The organism is Duganella sp. 1224 (assembly GCF_013408245.1).
Lineage (GTDB): Bacteria > Pseudomonadota > Gammaproteobacteria > Burkholderiales > Burkholderiaceae_D > Rugamonas.
In genome coordinates this window covers 59,373-79,750 of sequence record NZ_JACBYS010000007.1, presented here as the reverse complement: position 1 = coordinate 79,750, position 20,378 = coordinate 59,373, and the positions used below count along the sequence as shown (strand labels likewise).

Annotated in this window: 19 protein-coding genes; 7 read left to right on the top strand and 12 right to left on the bottom strand. The window is 66.1% G+C overall.

The features are described from left to right. Positions 1-38: 38 nt before the first annotated feature. Positions 39-371: a carboxymuconolactone decarboxylase family protein gene (locus tag FHW58_RS23080; protein WP_179675534.1), complete on the bottom strand. Its 333-nt coding sequence runs from the start codon at positions 369-371 to the stop codon at positions 39-41. A 22-nt stretch (positions 372-393) separates the two neighbouring features. Beyond that, complete coding sequence (locus FHW58_RS23075; protein WP_179675533.1) at positions 394-1,827, bottom strand: NAD-dependent succinate-semialdehyde dehydrogenase; 1,434 nt, start codon at positions 1,825-1,827, stop codon at positions 394-396. Positions 1,828-2,000: 173 nt separating this feature from the next. Here FHW58_RS23075 and FHW58_RS23070 point away from each other — a divergent pair, with 173 nt between their 5' ends. Further along, positions 2,001-2,675: a response regulator transcription factor gene (locus tag FHW58_RS23070; RefSeq protein ID WP_179675532.1), complete on the top strand. Its 675-nt coding sequence runs from the start codon at positions 2,001-2,003 to the stop codon at positions 2,673-2,675. 17 nt (positions 2,676-2,692) lie between these two features. On the opposite strand, the gene FHW58_RS23065 is transcribed toward FHW58_RS23070, so the two are convergent. Both FHW58_RS23065 and FHW58_RS23060 read right to left on the bottom strand, forming a co-directional pair. Continuing rightward, on the bottom strand, positions 2,693-4,294 hold the full coding sequence (locus FHW58_RS23065; protein WP_179675531.1) for a methyl-accepting chemotaxis protein: 1,602 nt from the start codon (positions 4,292-4,294) through the stop codon (positions 2,693-2,695). Between the two features lie 112 nt (positions 4,295-4,406). Continuing rightward, a complete protein-coding gene (locus tag FHW58_RS23060) occupies positions 4,407-4,883 on the bottom strand; it encodes a nuclear transport factor 2 family protein (RefSeq protein WP_179675530.1) in 477 nt (158 codons plus the stop codon). Between the two features lie 151 nt (positions 4,884-5,034). On the opposite strand from FHW58_RS23060, the gene FHW58_RS23055 reads away from it, so the two are divergent. After that, a complete protein-coding gene (locus FHW58_RS23055) occupies positions 5,035-5,604 on the top strand; it encodes a TetR/AcrR family transcriptional regulator (protein ID WP_179675529.1) in 570 nt (189 codons plus the stop codon). A 6-nt stretch (positions 5,605-5,610) separates the two neighbouring features. Here the strand turns inward: FHW58_RS23055 and FHW58_RS23050 are convergent, their stop codons facing one another. Beyond that, the gene (locus FHW58_RS23050; RefSeq protein WP_179675528.1) at positions 5,611-6,492 is read right to left on the bottom strand and encodes a helix-turn-helix domain-containing protein; all 882 of its coding nucleotides are present in this window, start codon (positions 6,490-6,492) and stop codon (positions 5,611-5,613) included. Between the two features lie 188 nt (positions 6,493-6,680). Between FHW58_RS23050 and FHW58_RS23045 the strand changes: the two genes are divergently transcribed. Continuing rightward, entirely contained in the window at positions 6,681-7,244 is a 564-nt protein-coding gene (locus FHW58_RS23045; RefSeq protein WP_179675527.1) for a response regulator transcription factor, read from the top strand. Positions 7,245-7,359: 115 nt separating this feature from the next. On the opposite strand, the gene FHW58_RS23040 is transcribed toward FHW58_RS23045, so the two are convergent. Further along, a complete protein-coding gene (locus FHW58_RS23040) occupies positions 7,360-8,346 on the bottom strand; it encodes an alpha/beta hydrolase (protein ID WP_229265469.1) in 987 nt (328 codons plus the stop codon). A gap of 426 nt (positions 8,347-8,772) precedes the next feature. On the opposite strand from FHW58_RS23040, the gene FHW58_RS23035 reads away from it, so the two are divergent. Then, positions 8,773-9,606 (top strand): alpha/beta fold hydrolase, encoded by an 834-nt coding sequence (locus FHW58_RS23035; RefSeq protein WP_179675525.1) that lies wholly within the window; start codon positions 8,773-8,775, stop codon positions 9,604-9,606. Here the strand turns inward: FHW58_RS23035 and FHW58_RS23030 are convergent. Beyond that, positions 9,588-10,073 carry a hypothetical protein gene (locus tag FHW58_RS23030; RefSeq protein WP_218892858.1) on the bottom strand — a complete coding sequence of 162 codons (486 nt, stop codon included), beginning with the start codon at positions 10,071-10,073 and terminating at the stop codon, positions 9,588-9,590. The genes FHW58_RS23035 and FHW58_RS23030 overlap by 19 nt on opposite strands. Before the next feature lie 96 nt (positions 10,074-10,169). Between FHW58_RS23030 and FHW58_RS23025 the strand changes: the two genes are divergently transcribed. Next, complete coding sequence (locus FHW58_RS23025) at positions 10,170-11,072, top strand: LysR family transcriptional regulator (protein ID WP_179675524.1); 903 nt, start codon at positions 10,170-10,172, stop codon at positions 11,070-11,072. Between the two features lie 2 nt (positions 11,073-11,074). Here FHW58_RS23025 and FHW58_RS23020 read toward each other — a convergent pair whose 3' ends face one another. Together FHW58_RS23020 and FHW58_RS23015 are read right to left on the bottom strand one after the other, a co-directional pair. After that, a complete protein-coding gene (locus FHW58_RS23020; protein WP_179675523.1) occupies positions 11,075-12,148 on the bottom strand; it encodes a sorbosone dehydrogenase family protein in 1,074 nt (357 codons plus the stop codon). 123 nt (positions 12,149-12,271) lie between these two features. Further along, entirely contained in the window at positions 12,272-14,200 is a 1,929-nt protein-coding gene (locus FHW58_RS23015) for a PhoX family phosphatase (protein ID WP_179675522.1), read from the bottom strand. Between the two features lie 198 nt (positions 14,201-14,398). Here FHW58_RS23015 and FHW58_RS23010 point away from each other — a divergent pair, with 198 nt between their 5' ends. Beyond that, positions 14,399-14,890, top strand: a complete 492-nt coding sequence (locus tag FHW58_RS23010; RefSeq protein WP_179675521.1) for a DUF3016 domain-containing protein — start codon at positions 14,399-14,401, stop codon at positions 14,888-14,890. Positions 14,891-15,066: 176 nt separating this feature from the next. On the opposite strand, the gene FHW58_RS23005 is transcribed toward FHW58_RS23010, so the two are convergent. Further along, complete coding sequence (locus FHW58_RS23005; RefSeq protein ID WP_179675520.1) at positions 15,067-15,510, bottom strand: thioesterase family protein; 444 nt, start codon at positions 15,508-15,510, stop codon at positions 15,067-15,069. A gap of 122 nt (positions 15,511-15,632) precedes the next feature. On the opposite strand from FHW58_RS23005, the gene FHW58_RS23000 reads away from it, so the two are divergent. Beyond that, a complete protein-coding gene (locus FHW58_RS23000) occupies positions 15,633-16,139 on the top strand; it encodes a hypothetical protein (RefSeq protein WP_179675519.1) in 507 nt (168 codons plus the stop codon). Here the strand turns inward: FHW58_RS23000 and FHW58_RS22995 are convergent. Both FHW58_RS22995 and FHW58_RS27975 read right to left on the bottom strand, forming a co-directional pair. Next, on the bottom strand, positions 16,136-16,837 hold the full coding sequence (locus FHW58_RS22995) for a dienelactone hydrolase family protein (RefSeq protein ID WP_179675518.1): 702 nt from the start codon (positions 16,835-16,837) through the stop codon (positions 16,136-16,138). The genes FHW58_RS23000 and FHW58_RS22995 overlap by 4 nt on opposite strands. A gap of 76 nt (positions 16,838-16,913) precedes the next feature. Beyond that, entirely contained in the window at positions 16,914-20,291 is a 3,378-nt protein-coding gene (locus FHW58_RS27975) for a polymer-forming cytoskeletal protein (RefSeq protein ID WP_179675517.1), read from the bottom strand. Between the last annotated feature and the right edge of the window lie 87 nt (positions 20,292-20,378).

Genomic DNA, 20,378 nt, shown 5'->3' with positions numbered 1-20,378 from the left:
GAGAAGGCGGTGGTTGATTGGCTTTCCAGTATAAGGGCTCAGGCGGCGTCATCCTCGCTGAAGGTGGCGTGGGCGTAGGCCGAGGCCGTAATCGCCGCCGGGAAGCCGGCGTAGAAGGCCAGGTGGGTGATGACGGCGCTCAGCTCGGTCCTGGTGAGGCCGTTGGCGATGCCGCGCCGCAGGTGCGCCGGCAATTCGTTGGCATGGTTGAGCGCGATCAGGCTGGCGATGGTGATCAGGCTGCGGTCGCGCGGCGACAGGTCCGGGTCCTGCCACACCTGCGAGTACAGCGGCTGTTCCACGTAGTCGGCCAGCTTGGGCGTGAACGGACGGGCGGCGGCGCGCGGGCTGGTGAAGTCGATCGGTTTCATGTGCTGCTCCTTTCAGGATAAATCAGATCTGGCTGATGAATTTGTTGGTGAGGTAGTGGGCGATGCCCTCGGCGCCGCCCTCGGAACCATGGCCACTTTCCTGCATGCCGCCGAACGGCAGCTCGGTGGCGACCATGCGGTACTGGTTGATGCCGATCATGCCGGCCTCCAGGCCGTCGCCGACATCCAGCGCGGTGCGGGCGTCACGCGTGAAGGCGTAGGCCGACAGCGCGTAGGGCAGGCGGTTGGCTTCCGCCAGGCCGTCGGCCAGCGTGTCGAACGGCCGCAGCACGGCGATCGGGCCGAACGGCTCCTCGTGCATGATGCGCGCGCTCATCGGCACGTCGGCCAGCACGGTGGGGGCGTAGAAGTAGCCGGGACGGTCCAGCCGCCGACCGCCGCTGAGCACGCGCGCGCCCTGTTCGACGGCGTCCTCCACCAGTGCGGCGATCTTGGCCAGCTGGCGCGGGTTGGCCAGCGGGCCCACCTGGGTGGCCTCGTCCAGGCCGTCGCCGACCACCAGCCGCCCGGTGGCGGCGACGAAGCGCTCGGTGAAGCGGTGGTAGGCGCCGCGCTGGACCAGGAAGCGCGTCGGCGCAATGCAGATCTGGCCGGTGCCGCGGAAGCGGCTGGCGGCACCCTCGCTGGCGGCGGCGTCGAGGTCGGCGTCGTCGAACACCAGCACCGGGCCGTGGCCGCCCAGCTCCAGCGTGATCGGCTTGACGCCGGCCGCCGCGCGCTCGGACAGCAGGCGGCCGACCGGCACCGAGCCGGTAAAGGTCACCTTGCGGATGACGGGCGAGGCGATCAGCCGCGCCGACACCATGTCCGGCACGCCAAACACCACCTGCAGCACGCCTTTCGGCAGGCCGGCGTCGTCCAGGCAGCGCGCCAGCGCCAGGGCGGTGGCCGGGCTTTCCTCGCCCGGCTTGAGGATGATGCTGCAGCCGGCCGCCAGCGCCGCCGCCAGCTTGCGCGCCGGCGTGATGGCCGGGAAGTTCCATGGTGTGAACGCGGCCACCGGGCCGATCGCCTGGCGCTTGACCAGTTGCTGCACGCCGGGCCGGTTGGCCGGCACCACGCGGCCGTCGATGCGGCGCGCCTCGCCGGCGAACCAGTCGAAGTAGTCGGCCGCGCGCAGCACCTCGTCGCGGCTTTCGGCCAGCGGCTTGCCTTCCTCCAGCGTCAGCTGGGTGGCGATGTGGGCGGCGCGCTGGCGCATCAGCGCGGCGGCGGCGTGCAGCACGCGCGCGCGCTCGGCCGGCGCGGTGCGGCGCCACAGGTCGAAGCTGTCGCGCGCGCCGTCCAGCGCCAGGTCGAGGTCGGCGGCGGTGGCCAGCGGCACCCGGCCCAGCACGGCGCCGCTGGCTGGATTGACGACAGCGGCGGTGTCGCGGCCGTCGGCGCCGAGCCAGCGGCCCTGGATGAAGAGATACAACGGATCGTAAGTGTGCATGATGGTTTGCCTTGCGTGAGTTACCCTGGCCCACAGCTTAGGACCGCCGGCGGCGCCTGATAAGAGGGCGCCGGCCCACAATGGCTGTGCGGCGCATGCACAGATGGCGCTGGCCGCGCGGATCTGCCGAAAGTGCCTAGGCGGCGCGCGTGTCTTTGCCTACAATAGTCAACTTGACCAATCTGCCCGCGGGTCGTGGCGACCCGTCGCTGTTGATGCGCCTATCATCTGCACCTATCCGTGTCTTGATTGCCGACGACCATGAAATCCTGCGCGAAGGCGTGGTGTCGGTATTGTCCGCCGCCGCCGGCGTGGAGGTGGTCGGCCAGGCCGACACCGGCGAGATGGCGCTGGCGCTGTTTGAACGCCTGCGCCCCGACGTCACCATCCTCGACCTGAAGATGCCGGGCATGGGCGGCCTGCGGGCGCTCAAGGACATGCTGTGCATCAACCGCAAGGCCCGCATCCTGGCGCTGACCACCTACCACGGCGACGTGCTGGCGCGCGAGGTGATGGAGGCCGGCGCGGCCGGCTATCTGATCAAGCGCGCCATGCGCAAGGAATTGCTGGAGGCGGTGACCAACCTGGCCAACGGCCACAAATACATTTCGCTGGATGTGGCGATGGAGCTGGGCCAGCATATCGACAGCGAGCCGCTGTCGGCGCGCGAGCTGGAGGTGTTGCGGCTGGTCTCGGTGGGCAAGACCAACCGCGAGATCGCCGCGCAGATGGGCGTGAGCGAAGAAACCATCAAGAGCCACGTCAAGACCATCCTCTGCAAGACCAGGGCGCGCGACCGCACGCACGCGGTGGCCATTGCGCTGCGGCGCGGCATGCTGATGGTGTAGCCGGCGTAGCCGGCCGCTCAGGCGCGGCTGGCGGCCAGCCGCAGCGGCGCCTTCGCCGGCTCCGGATTCAGCTCCAGTTCCAGCCGGAAGCCGCGCACCAGCCGGTCCAGCGTGCCGGCCTGCGCCTCCAGCGCGCCGGCCGCCGCCGTGGCCTGTTCGACCAGCGCGGCGTTCTGTTGCGTGGCCGCGTCCATCTGCGCCACGGCGTCGTGGATCTGGTGGATGCCGGCGCTCTGTTCATCGCCGGCGGCCATGATCTCGGCCATCACCCCGGTCACGCGCACCGCGCTGTCGACCATGCCGTGCACCGATGTGCCGGCCTGCGCCACCAGCGCCGAGCCGCGCGCCACCTGGCGCACCGACTGCTCGATCAGCTCCTTGATTTCCCTGGCGGCCTGGGCCGCGCGTTGCGCCAGGTTGCGCACCTCGCCGGCCACCACGGCGAAGCCGCGTCCCTGCTCGCCGGCGCGGGCCGCCTCCACGGCGGCGTTGAGCGCGAGGAGGTTGGTCTGGAAGGCGATGCCGTCGATGACGGCGATGATGTCGACGATGCGGCGCGACGCCGCCTCGATGCCGTCCATGGTGACGATCACCTCGGACACCAGGGCGCCGCCTTGCCTGGCGGCGTCGGCGGCGTCCTGCGCCAGGCGGTTGGCGGCGCGCGCGTGCTCGGCATTCTGGCGCACGGCGCCGGTCAGCTGCTCCAGCGAGGCGGCGGTTTCCTCCAGGCTGGCGGCCTGCCGCTCGGTGCGGCTGGACAGGTCCTGGTTGCCGGCGGCGATTTCACCGGCGGCCTGGGCAATGGCGCTGCTGCCATCGCGCACCGTGCGCACCGTCGCGCGCAGTTGTTGCTGCATGCCGCGCAAACCGTCCAGCAGCGTGCCCATCTCGTCGGCGCGGGTGGCCGCGATGCGCTCGGCCAGGTTGCCCTCGGCGATGTGGCCGAAGTGGTGCAGCGCCTGCGCCACCGGCCGCGTGATGGCGCGCAGCAGCGTGGCGCTGGCGCCCAGGATCAGCAGCCCGGTCAGCACCAGCGCGACTGAAAACGCCCGCCGGAAGTTGGTGTAGAACGACTGGCTGGCGGCGTAATGCTCGCGTGCCAGCGTCAGCTGGTAATCCTGGAGCTTGTTCCAGGCGCCGTCGAAGGCGACGAAGCGGCCGCCGAGCTGGTTGAAGATCAGGTCTTCCGAATCGGTGGCGCGGGTTTCCCGCAGCGCCTGGATCACCGGCCGCAAGCCTTCGTTGACGTAGGCGTCGCGGTGGCGCTCGACGGCGCGCGCCAGGTCGCGTTCGCCCGGCGTCAGCGGCAGGCGCAGGTAGGCTTGCCACTCCAGCTCGGCCTGGCGGATGAACTCGTCCGCCTTGGCCAGGCTGTCGCGCGCGTCGTCCGCCCGCGGGCGGAACTGGGCGCGGTCGATGGCGAAGCGCGCGCGGCTCAGGTAGTTCTTCATGCTGCCCAGGTTGATGGCCGAGGTCAGCTGGTTGGCGTACACTACGTTCAGCGCCGCGTTGGCCTGGTGCATGCCCCACAAGCTCAGGCCGCCGGCCGACAGGATGATGCAGCCCAACACGGCCATTGTGACGATAAGCCGCATGCGTATAGTGATCGACCTGAACATTTCGCGCTCCCCGATAAGTGATGGAGATCAGCGTAAAGCACATGCCTTTCAGTAACAATCCATGCGGCGTCGTCAACGGTTGTGCGCGCGGCGCACAGCCGGCCGGCGCGGCTTACAGGCCCAGGTCGGACAGGCCAGGATGGTCGTCCGGGCGGCGGCCCAGCGGCCAGAAGAACTTGCGCTCGGATTCCTTGATCGGCATGTCGTTCAGGCAGGCGTAGCGGCGCTGCATCAGGCCGTTTTCGTCGAATTCCCAGTTCTCGTTGCCGTAGGTGCGGAACCAGTTGCCGGAGTCGTCGTGCCACTCGTAGGCGTAGCGCACGGCGATGCGGTTGCCATCGTGTGCCCACAGTTCCTTGATCAGGCGGTAGTCCAGCTCCTTCTTCCATTTGCGGTCGAGGAAGGCGGCGATCTGCTCGCGGCCGGTGACGAACTCGGCGCGGTTGCGCCACTGGCTGTCCGGCGTGTAGGCCAGCGCCACCTTCTCCGGATTGCGGCTGTTCCAGCCGTCCTCGGCCAGGCGGACCTTGAGGACGGCGCTGTCGTGGGTGAAGGGCGGCAGCGGCGGACGGGCTTGGTTGGTGCTCATGGTGTGCTCCTTGGGTGAGTGAATTGCATGGACTGAATAATGAGGTAGACAGGTCTGTATCGTCAACAGAAATTTTATATGCCGAAGGGTGATTGACACAGACAGGTCTGTATCATATGATCGCGCGGAACTACCCATTTGGAGCGCCGCCATGGCCCAAGCATCCGCGCGCGAGCGCATCCTCGACGTCGCCAAGCGGCTGTTTTACCGCGACGGCTTCCGCGCCACCGGCATCGACAAGATTATCGCCGAGTCCGGCGTGGCCAAGATGTCGTTCTACCGCAACTTTCCATCCAAGAACGACCTGATCACCGCCTTTCTCGAATGGCGCCACGCGCACTGGATGACCTGGTTCACCGGCGCGGTCGAGCCGCGCTGGCAGCGCCAGCCGGGCCTGAGCGTGCTGGCCGACGCGCTGGGCGAGTGGTTCGCGCAGGAGGACTTTCGCGGCTGCGCCTTTATCAATTCGGTGGCCGAAACCGGCCTCAGCGACGAGCCGCGCCACCTGGCGCTGGCGATCGGCCACAAGGGCGGGCTGGAGCAGTACATCGTGACGCTGGCGCAGCGCCTGGACCTGAACGGCCCCGAGCTGGTGGCGCAGGAAGCCATGCTGTGCCTGGAGGGCATGATCGTGCGCGCGCAGATGCGGCGCGACGCCCGCATCGTCGACGCCGGCCGCCGGCTGCTGGCTCGCATCGAACACGACGCCCGGCCGGCCTGAACGGCATCAGCGGCTGCGCAAGCGGTAGTCGCCCGGACTCATGCCGGTTTCGCGGCGGAACGCGCGGGTAAAGCTGGACTGGCTGGAAAAATGCGTGGCCATGGCGATCTGCGCCAGGCACAACTCGCCGGCGGCCAGCATCTGCTTGGCGCGTTGCAGGTGCAGGCGGCTGACGTAGCGTTGCGGCGAGACGCCGGTGGCGGCGCGGAACATGCGGCAGAAATGGTAGGTGCTGATGCACGCCACCGAGGCCAGCTCGGCCACCGCGACCGGGCGATCGATATGGGCGGCAATGTAGTCCAGCACGCGGCGCAGGCGGGCGTCGTCCAGCCGGTGGGTGGAGGGGGCCTGCTGCAGCGCCCAGCCGTCGCCGTGGGCCTGGGCCAGGCGCGCCGCCAGCATCATGCCGGCGCTTTCCACCAGCATGCGGCCGGCCGCGCTTTCCTCGCGCAACTCGCCGAGGATGGCCAGGCCGAGCTGGCGGATCAGATCGTCCTGAACGTCGGCGGCGTAGCGGATCGCGTGCGATGGCGAGCGCGGCAGGTTGTATTCGGCCGCCATGTCGGTGAAGTGCGAGGACGGCAGGAACAGGTGCAGCACCTCCGGCAGCGGGGTGTCGATGTGGATCTCGTTGTCGCACACGCCTACCGGCGACACCCACAGCGTGCCGTCGGCCGGCACCACGCGCTGGCGCATGCCGCTGCCGGTGCGCGTGACGTGGCCATCGGTGGCGCCGTGCACGGCCAGCGTGATTTCCAGATATTGCGGAACCACGATGGGGGTCTGATAGGCGCCGTGTGCGCGCAGCTCCGCCGCCACCCCGGTCCAGTCGCGGCCGGTGGAGGAGGCGAGCAGCGTTGAGCCGGGGTATTTAAGCTTTCCTGTCATAGGCGGCAAGTATCGCGCAATTTTCCCTTGAGATTAAATCAATAGTTTGCATAGATAATTTAAATACGGCCAACAATCCCCGCGCCGCAGGATGTGCGCAAGGCAAGACAAGGAAAACGCAAGCCAGGTACAGACTTTTACCGTAGACGCAACAAAAATGGCCGCATCTTGATTATTTGGAGCGCGCGATGCATTTGCCCATCAAAATTGCCGTCACCCATGGCCACCCGATCGTGGCGGCCGGATTGCAAGCCTTGCTCAACGACAGCGCCGGGGTGACGCTGTGCGGCGACGACGCCCATATCGTCATCACCGACCGTCAGCGTGGCATGGCGCTGCTGGCCGCGCCGGCGCTGGCGTCGCGGCGGGTGCTGGTGGTGGCCGAACATGACGGCGTGTGGGAAGCGCGCCAGGCGATCGCGGCGGGCATCCACGGCTATGTGCTGCACAGCGCGTCGCGCGAGCAGTTGCTGGCGGCGCTGCGGGCGCTGCATCAAGGGGAAGGCTATGTGGCGCCGGGCCTGTTGCCGCCGCTGGAGGCAGGCGGCAGCCTGCCGCTGACCAGCCGCGAGCGCGACGTGCTGACGCTGATCGCGCAAGGCTGCGGCAACAAGGCCATCGCCCGCACGCTGGAGATCGGTCTTGGCACGGTCAAGAGCCACAACAAGCAGCTATACGCCAAGCTCGGCGCCAAGACGCGCACCCAAGCCATGCTGCTGGCCCGGCGCCAAGGCCTAATCGCCGACAAATAGGGGACAGACCACGTTTTCGACAAATAGGGGACAGACCACGTTTTTGAAACACGCAAGTGTTTCAAAAACGTGGTCTGTCCCCTATTTGTCGAAAACGTGGTCTGTCCCCGGTGGGTTACTTGGTCAGGTGTTCGCGGATGCCGGTGCTGATCTGCTCCAGCGCGGCGCTGGTGGAGGGCACCTGGCGCAGCGCGTTGAGCAGCACGAAGTCGTGGATGGTGCCGTTGTAGCGCACCGCGTTGACGCTGACGCCGGCGTCCTTGAGCTTGCGCGCGTAAGCTTCACCCTCGTCGCGCAGCGGGTCGTTCTCGGCGGTGATCACCAGCGCGGGCGGCAGGCCTTTCAACTGCTCGCTGCTGGCACGCAGCGGCGACACGTAGATGTTGTCGCGGGTCTTGGCGTCCGGCGCGTACAGGTCCCAGCCGTATTTCATGAATGAGCGCGCCAGGAAGCGGCCTTCGCCGTAGGCGTGGTAGGACTCGGTGTCGACGCTGGCGTCGGTGGCCGGAATCAGCAGCGCCTGGTAGCGGATCGCCGGGCCCTTGCGGTCCTTGGCCATCAGCGCCAGCGCGGCGGTCATGTTGCCGCCGACCGAGTTGCCGGCCACGGCGATGCGGCTGCCGTCGGCGCCCAGTTCGCTGCCGTGCGCCGCCACCCATTTCAGCGCGGCGTACGATTCTTCCAGTTGGGTCGGGAACTTGGCCTTCGGCAGCGGCGTGTATTCCACGAACACGCCCACCTGGCCGGAGCCGACCACCAGGTCGCGCAGCAGGCGCTTGTGGTTATCAAAATTGCCAACGATCCAGACGCCGCCGTGAATGAACAACAGCACGCCCGGCGTGCCGCTGACGTGCGCCGGCTTCATGATGTAGAGCTTGACGGAGACGCCGTCCTGCACGATGGTCTTTTCGGTGGTGGTGACGCCCGACAGGTCGACCTTGGTCTGGTTCTGCAGGCCGCTGAGGATTTCCTGCGGCTTCGGTTGCGGCAGTTCCCAGAACGGGCTGGGATCCTTGTTCAGCGCCGACAGGAAGGGACGGATGGCCGGATCGATGTGGGTATCGGTGGCAACATCGGTGGCGGCAAACGAGGGGTGGTTCATGGCAAGTGCTCCTAAAGTCAGTGCAGCGAGTTTGGCAAAAGTCTTCATATGGCCTCTTGATGAGATGGTTGATCCCGATGTGTCGGGTAGCCATATGGTGCGCTGCGGGAGCGGGCGCGGTCTTTACCGCGCTTGCGTTTTTATTGGCTTGGATTGCTGATTTCGGAATTAAATTCTTTGGATTGAATTTAATGTGAAATTTAGTTTTAGATACGGCGTAAAACGCCGAATGCCTGATGCGCGGCAAGCGGATCAGGCGAAGGATAGCGCAGACAAGGTAAGCGTTTTGCGCCGTCCGCACCACTCCGCTTTTGGACAGGATGACGTCGGGACAGCAAGCCGGGTACAAGAAACAGCAGGTTCGGCATCGACATCGCTGTCGCAATGCACAACACTGCACCCGTCTTTAGCCATGCTTCGCGCCAGATGAAATCCCTGATCCTGACCTTGTTGTTCACCTTCTCGTCCGCGCTCGCGGCCACGCCCGTCTGGCAGACGCTGCCGGAAGAACAGCCGCTGCCCGCCAGCCTGCGCACCGCGCGCGTGGCGCATGACGGCGCCAGCATCTGGTATGCCGTGGCCGGCACCGGCAGTCCGGTGATCCTGCTGCACGGCGGCCGCGCCAGCGCGCTGACCTGGGGCAACCAGGTGCCGGCGTTGCTGGCCAGCCATCACCAGGTGATCCTGATCGACAGCCGTGGCCACGGCCACAGCACGCTGGGCAGCCAGCCGCTGTCGTATGAATTGATGGAAAGCGATGTGATCGCGGTGATGGACCGCCTGCGGCTGCGGCAAGCGGCGGTGGTGGGCTGGAGCGATGGCGCCATCATCAGCCTGATCATGGCGATGCAGCATCCGGAGCGTGTCAGCAGGGTGTATGCGTTTGGCGCCAACATGGACGCCGCTGCCGTCGGGCAGCCGGCGCCATCGCCGATTCTGCCGCTGGTGGGGCCGCGCCTGCAGGCGCAGTACGAGCGTGTGGCGCAGCCGGCCGATTTCGCCCGCCTGACCGACGCGGTGCGGACCATGCAGAAGAACGAACCGCACTACAGCGACGCGCAGTTGGCCGCCATCCACGGGCCGCGCATCGTCATCGCCGGCGGCGACCACGACGAGTTTCTCGGCGCCGCTTATTTCGCCCACCTGGCGGCGACCATTCCGGGCGCGCAACTGCTGATGCTGCGCGACGTCAGCCACTTCGCGCCATGGCAGGACCCTGCGGCGTTCAACGCCTCGGTGCTTCACTTCCTGGCACCGTAGAAGGCCTGGCCCTGTTGCAGATGGGGGGTGAAGTCGAAGCCGCGCTGGAGCATGTCGTCGACATCGGCGCGCTTGATGCGCATGACGTAGCTGTGCTGGTTGACGACCAGCCGGCTGTCGGCCGGCAGCAGCCCGGCATACGGACCGCCGTACCACTTGGCGGGGTCGGCGTGGCCGGCCTTCAGGACCTGGCCGCCTTGTTCGATCTGCCAGCCGCCGTCCAGCAGTATCCAGAGGTGGTCGTCGGCGTCGCGGCGGTTGCTGATTTCCATGCCGGCCGTGGCTTCCCACTCGGTCGAGTGGTCGATGACCCATTGCAGTTGGGACTTGTCGAGCCGGGTGAAGAAGGGCGTTTTCCTGAGCAGGTGCAGGTAGGTGACAGATTGTTTCAAATGCGGCTCCTGAGTGGTGCAGCCGCCCGGCAGCAAGGTCAGCACGGCAGACAGCAGATAGCGGGCGATGTTCATGAGGCGGCTCCGTTGAATGGTGGAACCAGTATGGCTATCCATCCCGGATCAATAAAGCAGGTGGGATTGCGATCACTATGCAAGGATGACGAATAAATGGACTTGTTCAAAGCCATGCGCATTTTTACCCGCATCGTCGAGCTGGAGAGTTTTACCAAGGCGGCCGACGATCTGCAGATGCCGGCCGCCACCGCCACCTACACCATCAAGCAACTGGAGGCGCGCCTCGGCGTGCGGCTGTTGCAGCGGACCACGCGCCACGTCGGCACCACGCTGGACGGTCAGGCCTACTACCAGCGCTGCGTGCGCATTCTGGCCGACGTCGAGGAAACCGAGGCCGGCTTCGGCAGCAGCGGCGTGGCGCCGCGCGGCAAGCTGCGGGTCGATCTGCAGGGGACGCTGGCGCGGCACTATGTGCTGCCGCGCCTGCAGGAGTTCTTCGCCCGCTATCCGGACATCGAACTGGAGATCGGCATGGGCGACCGCTTTGTCGACCTGGTGCGCGAGGGCGTCGATTGCGTGTTGCGCGTGGGGGAACTGCGCGATTCCAGCATGGTGGGCCGGCGCGTGGCCACGCTGGCGCAGGCCACCATCGCCACGCCGGCCTACCTCCAGCGCCACGGCACGCCGCGCACGCTGGACGAGCTGCGCACCCAGCGACACCAGGCGGTCAACTACTATTCCTCGGCCAGTGGCAAGATGTTTCCATTTGAATTTCTGGCCGACGGCCAGGAGCACCATCTGCTGCTGCCAGGCCGGGTGGCGGTGAGCAATGTGGACGCGTACCTGGCCTGCTGCAGCAACGACCTCGGACTGATCCAGGTGCCGCGCTATCACATCGAGCCGCAACTGGCCAGCGGCCACTACCGCGAAGTGCTGGCGCAGTGGCGGCCACGGCCGATGCCGGTGTCGGTGCTGTATCCGCACCAGCGCCAGTTGTCGCCGCGCGTGCGGGTGTTCATCGACTGGCTGTCGGACGTGATGACTGCCGCCGCCTGACGCTATGGCACGGGCACGCTCAACAGGCGATCGTCGCCGGCCTGCGGTGTGCCGCGCCCGTCGGTGTTGTTGGTGAGGACGTAGAGCCGGCCATCGGGCGCGGCCACCACGTCGCGCAGCCGGCCGTACTGGCGCAGATAGAATTCGGACGAGGTGGCCGGCGCCGCCAGCGGCACCTTGCGCAGCCGCTCGCCGCGCAGGTTGGCGAGGTAGACGTTGGCGCCGCTGACGGCGATGCCGCTCGGGCTGGCCTCCGACGTCGCCCACTGCTGCAACGGATCGGTGTACCTGCTGTTGCCGGCCTTGCCCTCGACCACCGGCCAGCCGTAGTTGTCGCCGGCCTTGATCTGGTTCAGTTCGTCCCAGGTGTTCTGGCCGAACTCGGAGGCGTACATGCTGCCGTCGGCCGCCCACGCCAGCCCCTGGACGTTGCGGTGGCCGTAGCTGTACACGTACGAGCCGGCGAAGGGATTGTCGGCCGGCACCCGGCCGTCCGGCGTCAGGCGCAGGATCTTGCCGCCCAGCGAGGCCAGGTCCTGCGAACGGCTGCTGGTGCCGGCGTCGCCGGTGGACGCGTACAGCATGCCGTCCGGGCCGAACGCCAGTCGTCCGCCGTTGTGGTTGGCGCCGGACGGGATGCCGGTCAGCAGCGTTTGCGCGCTGCCGAGCCGGGTGGCGGCGCCGCTGCCGGTCAAGGGATAGCGTTCGATGCGGTTCTCGCTGCCGGCGGTGAAGTAGGCGTACAGGTAGTTGTCGCGCACGGCGATGCCGAGCAGGCCGCCTTCGCCGCTGCCGCGCACGCCGGCGATGGTGGCGATGGTGCTCAGCGCGCCGTTGGCGCCGAGCGCCAGGATGCGCGCCGAGCCGCGCTCGCTGATCAGCGGCGTGCCGCCATAAAACGCCACCGACCATGGCACTTGCAGGCCGCTGGCCAGCACCGCCGGGCCGCCCGCCGGCGCGGTGGGCGTGGTGGGCGTGGAGGGAGGCTGCGGCGTGGCCACGCTGCCGGCGTCCGAACTGCCGCCGCAAGCAGTCATGTTGATGGCCAACAGGGCGGCATACGCGTGTTTCAACATGCTAGTTCTCCGTGACCGGTGCACCCGCGCATTATCGGCCGCATCGCCACGGCGCGCCGCACGGTAGGCGCAAAAAAGCCCGCAAGGAGCGATGCTCGATGCGGGCCAGCGGAGCGTAAGCGATCAGCTGAAGCTCAGGCCGGGGAAGCCGGTGATATAGCCGACCGCCGCGCCGTAGCGGTCGCGGTAGTTGGCGCGGATCAGTGGATCGAGCGTGGCCTGGACCTTGCCGTGCAGCGCCGACTCCCAGTCGCCGGCGTGCTGGAAGTTGCTCATGATGTAGGCGAAGCCATTGATGTCGTCCACCGCGTGCAGGCCGGTCGACTCGGCGCCCGACGGCGTCGACAGGACACGGGTCAGCGCCTTGGTGTCGACGTTGTAGGCCCACAGGAAGTTGTTGACGTGGGTGCCGCTGTCCTCGCCGATGAACAGCGTGCGCAGTTTTTCGGAGAACTTGATGTTGTCCGGATTGGCCACCTTGTCCGGATTGGCCAGGTTGCCCAGCGCATCGGCGGTCTTCAGGTCTTCCGACAGCAGCGCCGGCACGGCGGCCATGTCGACCGGTACCCAGTCGCTGTTGATGGCGGCGCCGGTGTCGTCGACCTGGCCGCCCTTCATGTTCAACGCGTAGACGGCGCCGGCGCTCGGGCCCTTGATCGCGATGCCGCCCGAGCCGTTGGTCATGGCCGAGCCGATCGCCGCGATCGCCGAGTAGGCGATCTTGTCCTTGGCGTTGACGGTGGTGCCTTCCATCTTGGTGAAGCCCATGCTGCCGCCCTTGTAGGCGGCGTAGCGGTGGGTTTCCAGGAAGGCGGCGGCCTTTTCCTTGCCCGGCACGATCTTGATCCAGTTGAACTTGCCGCTGAACGGGATCTTGGTGTACGAGGCGTCCGCCGGATCGGTGGTTTTCACGTCCATGATGTCGGCGGCCTTGAGCTGGTCGGCCAGTGCCTTGATCTCGGCCGAGGTGGCGCTGCCCAGCTTGATCCACGACAGCGTGGCCGAGCCGCCGTTGTCGGTGGTCTTCTGGTTCCACTTGGCCACGTACAGCGTGCCGCTGGACAGGTCGCGCGCCTTGTCGGCGATGAACATGAACAGGCCGCCGTTGGTGGCGTCGTCGCCCATCAGCGTGGTGCGCTCGTCCGGCATCACCTGCACCAGCTCGTGCGAGATGCGGCCCAGGCAGTAGTGCTTCTTGCAGCTGCCGGTGCCGTCCGGGTTGACGGTGATTTCCGGCAGGTGGCCGTAGTGGTAGGGGTTGGCCTTGGTGGCGTCGCCATACAGGTTGGTGCTGAAGTTGGCGAACTGGGTGTTGCTGGCGATGGTGGTGGCGTCCGGCTCGTACTCTTCGCTCGACAGGTGGGTGTTCCACGGCGAGCGGCTGGCGCCGCAGGTGATCCACAGGCCGTTGGCCGGGCTGGTGTCGACGTTGTGGTACTTGACCAGCGTCAGCGCGCCGGTGGTCTTGTCCTGGTCCAGCGTCAGCACCGCGATCGGCGACGGCAGCATGCCATACACCGAGTCGCCCTTGACGTTGCGGGTGGTGTACTCGAACTGCACCACGGCGAACACGGCGTTGCCCTTGATGCCGGCCACGGTTGGCGCTGCCAGCTTCAGCAGCGAGGTGCCGTCCGGCGCGTCGGAGAAGAACTGGCGCTGGTTGGGATCGGTCTTGTCGAGGATCGGCTTGTTGTTGATGTCCCAGTAGCCGCCGGCCAGCGTGGTGCCGCCGCTGCCGTTGGGCACTTGCGCGCCGGTGATGAAGAAGGTCTGGTAGGCCAGGCCGTAGGGCACGGTCTTGCCGTCCGAGTACAGCGCCTGCATGGCCGAGGCGACCGTGGTGGTGGCCATTTTCGGCGCGTCGGCCAGCGATGGCGCGGCCATGCCGGAGAAGCTCACCGACATCAGCTGCGGTGGCGGCAGCGCGGTGTCGCCGCCGCCGCAGGCGGACAGCAGGGCGGCCGTGGCGCTGCCGCCGGCCAGCGGCAGCAGCGGCGCGCCGGACAGGAATTTGAGGAGGCTGCGGCGGGAGGAATCAAGTTGCTCGGTCATGGTCGAATACCCTGTGGTGGTTTGTGGCGGCGGCAATCTTAGCGATTTGGTATGACAGGACTGTGACATTGCGATACAAAGCGATACAAAACGGTACGCGGGAGGGCGCGGCGCCGATTGGTAACAAACTTATTCAGCGCGGGCGCGCCGCAGCGAAAAGGGCTATATTGGTTGTATCGATGATGGAAGGAGAGGCATATGCGCCCGATGACCCGTACCGTGCTGGCCGCCCTGGTGGCGCTGCTGGCCTCCAGCGCCGCCATGGCGGAAGTGACCGTGACCTACACCAAGCCGGACGACTACACCGACCTGGCGCGCGGCGCCTACGACCGCGACCGCATTCTCAAGCAGTTCAGCGACTACTTCGCCACGCTGGACAAGAAGCTGCCGCCCGGCCAGACGCTGAAAATCGACGTGCTGGACATCGATCTGGCCGGCCGCATGTACCCGCGCCGCAATGGCGAGGACATCCGCATCATGAACGGCGGCGCCGACTGGCCGCGCATGCACCTGCGCTATACGCTGGAACAGAATGGCCAGGTGCTGCGCAGCGGCGACGACAACATCGCCAACATGAACTACCAGCAGAGCCACACCAGCTACTTCGACAGCGACCCGCTGCGCTACGAGAAGCAGATGGTGGATGACTGGTTCAACAAGGCTATCGTGCCCAAGGTGGCGGCCAAGTGATAACCCCGACCGAAAGGGTCTGACCCCGTACGGGGTCAGACCCTGGCCGCAGCGGTGTGCGGGGCGCGCAGGTGCCGTCCGCACACGTAAAATGACGCTGTCGTTCCGGCGCAGGCCGGAACCCATGGAACGTTTGCGTGACCTGACACATCAAACGCCAAACACCCAGCCCACGCTCAGCCCAGCCGATTAACCTGCGGGAACTTGGCCAGGAACTCCGGCGGCATCGGCGCCACCTGGCTGCTCTTGTAATTGAAGAACACAAAGCCGTATTTGGCCATCGCCACCAGCTTGCCATCCTTCGGCCGGGTAACGCGGAAGATGATATCGCCGCCGTACTGGTTGAAATCCATCACCCCCACGTCAAACACCAACTGGTCGCGCGCGTGCGCCTCGGCCTTGTAGGTGGTGGCCAGGTCGGTGACGATGATGCCCACGCCGTCCGGCCCGGTTTCCTGCACCCCGTGCTCGAACAGGAAGCGCGCCCGCGCCTCGGAAATCATCGAAATCATCGAATCGTTGCCCAGGTGGTTGGCGCCGTTGATATCGGTCACGCGCACCGTCAGCTGGGTGGAAAAGATGAACAGGTGGTCGGGAAAGTCGAGTTTAAGGCGGGCCATGGCGCTGCTTGCGGGTGGATGATGGCGTTATTCTAGCGCAGGCAGCATTACCCTTTGGAGGTAAGCCAGCGGCGCCGGATCTGTGTACGATCAGGCTGGTCAACTTTGAACAAGGGCGCGCCATGATCTACGGTTTAACCTACCTCGGTGTCATCCATACCCTGATCAGCCTGGTGGCGGTGTTTGCCGCGGTGCTGGCGTTCGTGAGCGACAAGGCCATCGTGCCGAGCAGCGCGCTGGGCCGTACCTACATCTGGACCACGGTGTTCACCTGCCTGACCGGCTTCGGCATTTACCAGCATGGCGGCTTTGGCAAGCCGCATGTGCTGGGCATCATCACCTTGCTGGTGCTGGGCCTGGCGTGGCTGGCGGACCGGCGCAAGTTCGGCGCGCGGTCGCCCGCCGTGTCGACGGTCAGCTATTCGCTGACGTTTTTATTTCACATGATCCCGGCGGTCACCGAAACCAGCACGCGCCTGCCGCTGGGCGCGCCGCTGCTGCCAAATGCCGAGGCGCCGGAGTTGAAGACCGTCACCGGCCTGCTGTTCCTGCTGTTCCTGATCGGCGTGACCCTGCAGCTGCGGCGCCTGAAGAAAGGCGCCGCAGCCGGGCTGGCGGCAGCCGCTTAGAGCTGTTCGCCGAGGAACACCAGCGTGTTGCCGTGCGCCTGGGCGGCGGCGCGCTGGTGGTAGGAGGCGCGGTGGTTGCAGTTGAAGCCGTGTTCGGCGCCCTCGTAGACGTGGATTTCCACTTGCTCGTTGCCGTCGAAGGTTTCGGCGATGCTCTTGACGGCGTCGGCCGGAATATGGTCGTCCTGGGCGCCGAAGTGCATCAGCACCGGGACCTTGATTTCCGGCGCGCGGTTCAGCGCGTTCTGGATGCCGCCGCCGTAGTAGGCCACGGCCGCGTCCACCAGGCCGTTGGCGGCGGTGTGGTAGGACAGACGGCCGCCGAAGCAGTAGCCCAGCGACGCCACCTTGGCGTCGCCGACCGCGTCCAGACCGCGCAGCACCTTGAGCGTGGCGCGCACGTCCTCCTGGGCCTTGGCGAAGTCGGTCGCCTGCATCAGTTCGACGGCGCGCTTCCAGCCGGCCTCGTCGTAGCCCAGCTCGATGCGGGCGCCTTCGCGCCAGAACAGGTCGGGGGCCAGCACCACGTAGCCGTCGGCGGCGTATTGGTCGGCGACGTTGCGGATGTGCTGGTTGACGCCGAAGATCTCCTGCAGCAGCACGATGCCGGGGCCCTTGCCGCCGCGCGGCAGCGACAGGTAGGCGCCGAACTTGCCGTCGGCGGCGTCGATATCAATCCATTGCGAGTTGGTTTCCATGATGTCCTTGGTGGGCTGGTTCAGAAAACGGCATCGTAACCGGTTTTGCGCGGCCGTGCAGCGCCGCTCTGTAACATCAGTTATACACTTCGCGCGTATAGATCACCGGGCCGGGGCGCGAGGTGCCGAAGGTGACGGTGCTATCGTCCATGATCGGCAGATACGGGAAATTATTGTCCATGAATAGCGGGCTGGTCGCATTCCCGGATTGCTTCAGACGGACCTTGACGGTGCCGGATGCGTTCTGTGGCGCAATCTGGAACATCGTCTTGCCATTCTTGAACTGCAACGTGGTCGCCCTCAGCGACAAAGCGCCGCAATTGAGCGAGCCAGTGCAGCCGGTGAACGTGCCATCACTCGTTTGCAGGGCTGCGGCCGCACCCAATGCCGGACTTTGTGGTGTGAACGCGGAATTGAACAGCCAGGCGCCGGCGTCGCTCGACCAATACATGGCGCGCGCCTCCACTGGAAGGGGAGTGTTAAGCGGCCCGTATGCATTGCTGATTAGCATCTTGCCCCGGACAATGGTGAGTGGCGGCTCGGCCGATCCGGTGCGCGACGAGCTGGCGCCATCCGTGTCGGTCAGGCGCAGGTAAATGGTGGTGGGGGCTGAGTAAGGTGGCTCAGTGGCGCTGAATCGTAGCGAAGGCAGTGTTGGCGTCACCGCTGGCGGGACGGCAATGATGGTGGCGACGCCTGTGCCTGCACCGGTGTTGGCGTCGGTGGCAAATATAAAGTTGGAGGCGGTATTGGCGACGAAACCGCCGCTCAGGTTGCCACCCGCCGCCACTGCTGCCGACAGGGTGATGCTGCGTGCCACATCTTCCGTATCCGTGCGGCCTGGTGTTCGCAGGCGATAGTTTGCCGAGAGTGTGGTCGCGTCCTTGTAGGCCTTGGCCTGTACCGCGAACGGCTGGCCTGAATAAACAAACTTTGCATTGTTACTGCTATCCGCTTTGCACGGGTTGCTGTAGCCGCCGACATAGCTACAGTTCATCGGCACCCCGGGCAGCAGTACCACATCGAAGTGGTGCGGTGCGAAGCGCAGGTCAAGCGTGCCGGTGGTGCGGAACGCGTTCAGCGCGGTTTTTCCCATGTAATAACTGCTACTGTTGCTCAGCTTTGCATTCAGCGTAATGACGCCGGTTTCGGTATAGGTCCACAAGCCTGCCTGACCTGCCGTGCTGGCGCCGACGCCGTTGAGGATGCTGCCAAAGCTGCCAATAGTGGCCGGTGGGTTGTTGCCGTCGCTCGGCAGCTTCAGCACAATTGGACTTATGGCGAATGACTCCGCCGATTTTTCCTTGCCGAAGTTGGGCGTCACGGTGGGCGGGTTGGCCGCATTCAGCGCCGCCACGGTAAGTCGGAAGGGGTCGCCGGAGCGGGCGAAGGCGATGGCCGAACCGTTGGTCGAGGTGCCGCCCAGCGTCACCGCCGGATCGGTGGTCGCTGTGATCAGGAACTTCGCCGGCGCTGCGGTAAAGCTGGCGCTGCCAGCCACGTCTACGCCATTGGCGCTGTAGGCCGACGTCACATTCACCAGGCCGACATCGGGATATTGCATCGGCACACTGGCCTGGCCACTGGCGTCAAAGCTCACGTTGACTGGAATATTACCGCCATTGCACAGCCCTTGAGCGCCGCCGTTGCCGAGTGTCAGCCTTTGTGTGCCGCTCGCCGGGTCTGAATATTTGCAGGAAAAATTCAGCGTGGCACTGCCTTGCGCCAACGGCACACAGAACGCGTTGTCAGGCGCCGCCTTTTTGATCTGAATCGACAGCGCTGCCGGGGTCATGGACACGTGATCAGGTGCGCTCATGATGAGCCCGTTGGCGGAGAACGTCATGTTGCAGGCATTGGCGTCATTGCTGCTGTTGGTGCCGGTGCTGGTATTGACGCAGGTGGTGCCTGTGCCTGCTGACAGTTGGGTAGTGCCGGCACTTGACTGGCTGACGGTGGCGTTGGCGTCGCCGGTGAATGTCACCTGGCCACCGCCAGGCTTCAGCGTCACGGTGGTGCTGCCGGTGTAGGCCACCGAGCAGTCGCTGTTAGCGCAAGCGCGCAGTTTTACCGCTGCCGGCTCGCAAGTCATGCCCTTGCCGTCGTGCGTGATCTGGATGTGATCGGGCCCGGTAGGCGCCGAGGCGCCGCAGGTCGGACGGTAGTTGGGGTCGGCCTTGGTGACGCAGCTGCACAGCACGGCGCCGGGGCCAGTGCAGGTGATGGTCTTGGTGACGCTGTTGCCCCAGTCGATGTAGATGGCGTTGACCGCCGCGTTGCCGTTGATGACGGCGTTGCTGGCGCGGGTGTTGACGTTGCGCGCCGTCAGGTCGCCGTTGATGGTGCTGCCCGAGCCCATGTCGACATCGCCGTTGACGGTGGTGGTGCCGTTGATCACGGCGTTCGACGCCCGCATCGTCAGCCCGCCGGTGTTGACGGTGCCGGTGATGGCGGTGCCGCTGCCCATGTCGAGCGAGGTGGTGGCGGTGACGTTGCCCTTGACCGTGATGTTGGAGGCGTTCAGCGTCACCACCGGCGACACGATGTTGCCGGTCACCGAACTGCCCGAACCCAGCGTGAACGAGACGGTGGCGTTGACGCCGCCGTTCAGGGTCACCGGCGAGTTGGTGGTGACGGTGGTGCCGCTGACCAGGCCGCCAACGGTGATGCTGGAGCCGAGATCGATGGTGGTCTTGGCATCGATGCTGCCGTTGATGGTGCCGGGCGAGTTGGTTTTCACCGAGTAGGCGCTGACATTGCCGGTGACCTTGATGCCCGAGCCCAGGTCCGCCACGCTGCTGGTGTTGTTTTTGTCCAGCGTGATCGAGCCGTTGATGGTGACGCTGGAGTTGGTGGTGATGCTGGTGGCCGACACCGAGCCGTTGATGGTGTTGCTGGAGCTGAGGTTGACGCTGCCCTTGACCGTCAGCGGCCCCAGCGTGGTGGACGAGCCGGTGCTGATCGAGCCGCCCGTGCTGGTGACGGCGCCGGTGATGGTGCTGTTGGAGCCGAGGTTGATGTCGCCGCTGGTGGTGACCGTGCCGCCGATGTAGGTCGACGAGCCAGCGGTGGTCAGCGTGGCGGCGTTGACGTTGGCGGTGATGCTCTGCGCGCTCGCGCCGAGCTTGAAGTTGCCGCTGGTGGTCAGCGTGCCGCCGCTGACGTTCAGGCCGTTCGAGGCCGACAGGTCGAGGCTGCCGTTCACCTGCAGCGCGGCGCTGCCGCTCATCACCAGCCCCTGGCCGTAGGACAGCGCCACGCCGGTGTTGACGATCACCGTGTAGCCGCTGCTGATGACGGCGCTGTCGTTGGCGCCCAGCGGCAGCGTGGCGCAGGTGTAGGTGCTGCCGCTCAGCGGACAGATCGGCACCGTGTTGCTGCCGTTGAAGTTGAGGTTGGCGCCATGCGCGGCGCCGGCCAGCATCAGCCCGGCGAGGGCGGCTGCGGCAGCCACGCGGCCACGCCGCAACAGTGTCAAAACATTAAGCCAAATGGAAGTCATGGATCACCCGTACGTATCTGCCTGAATTATAGGCGGATA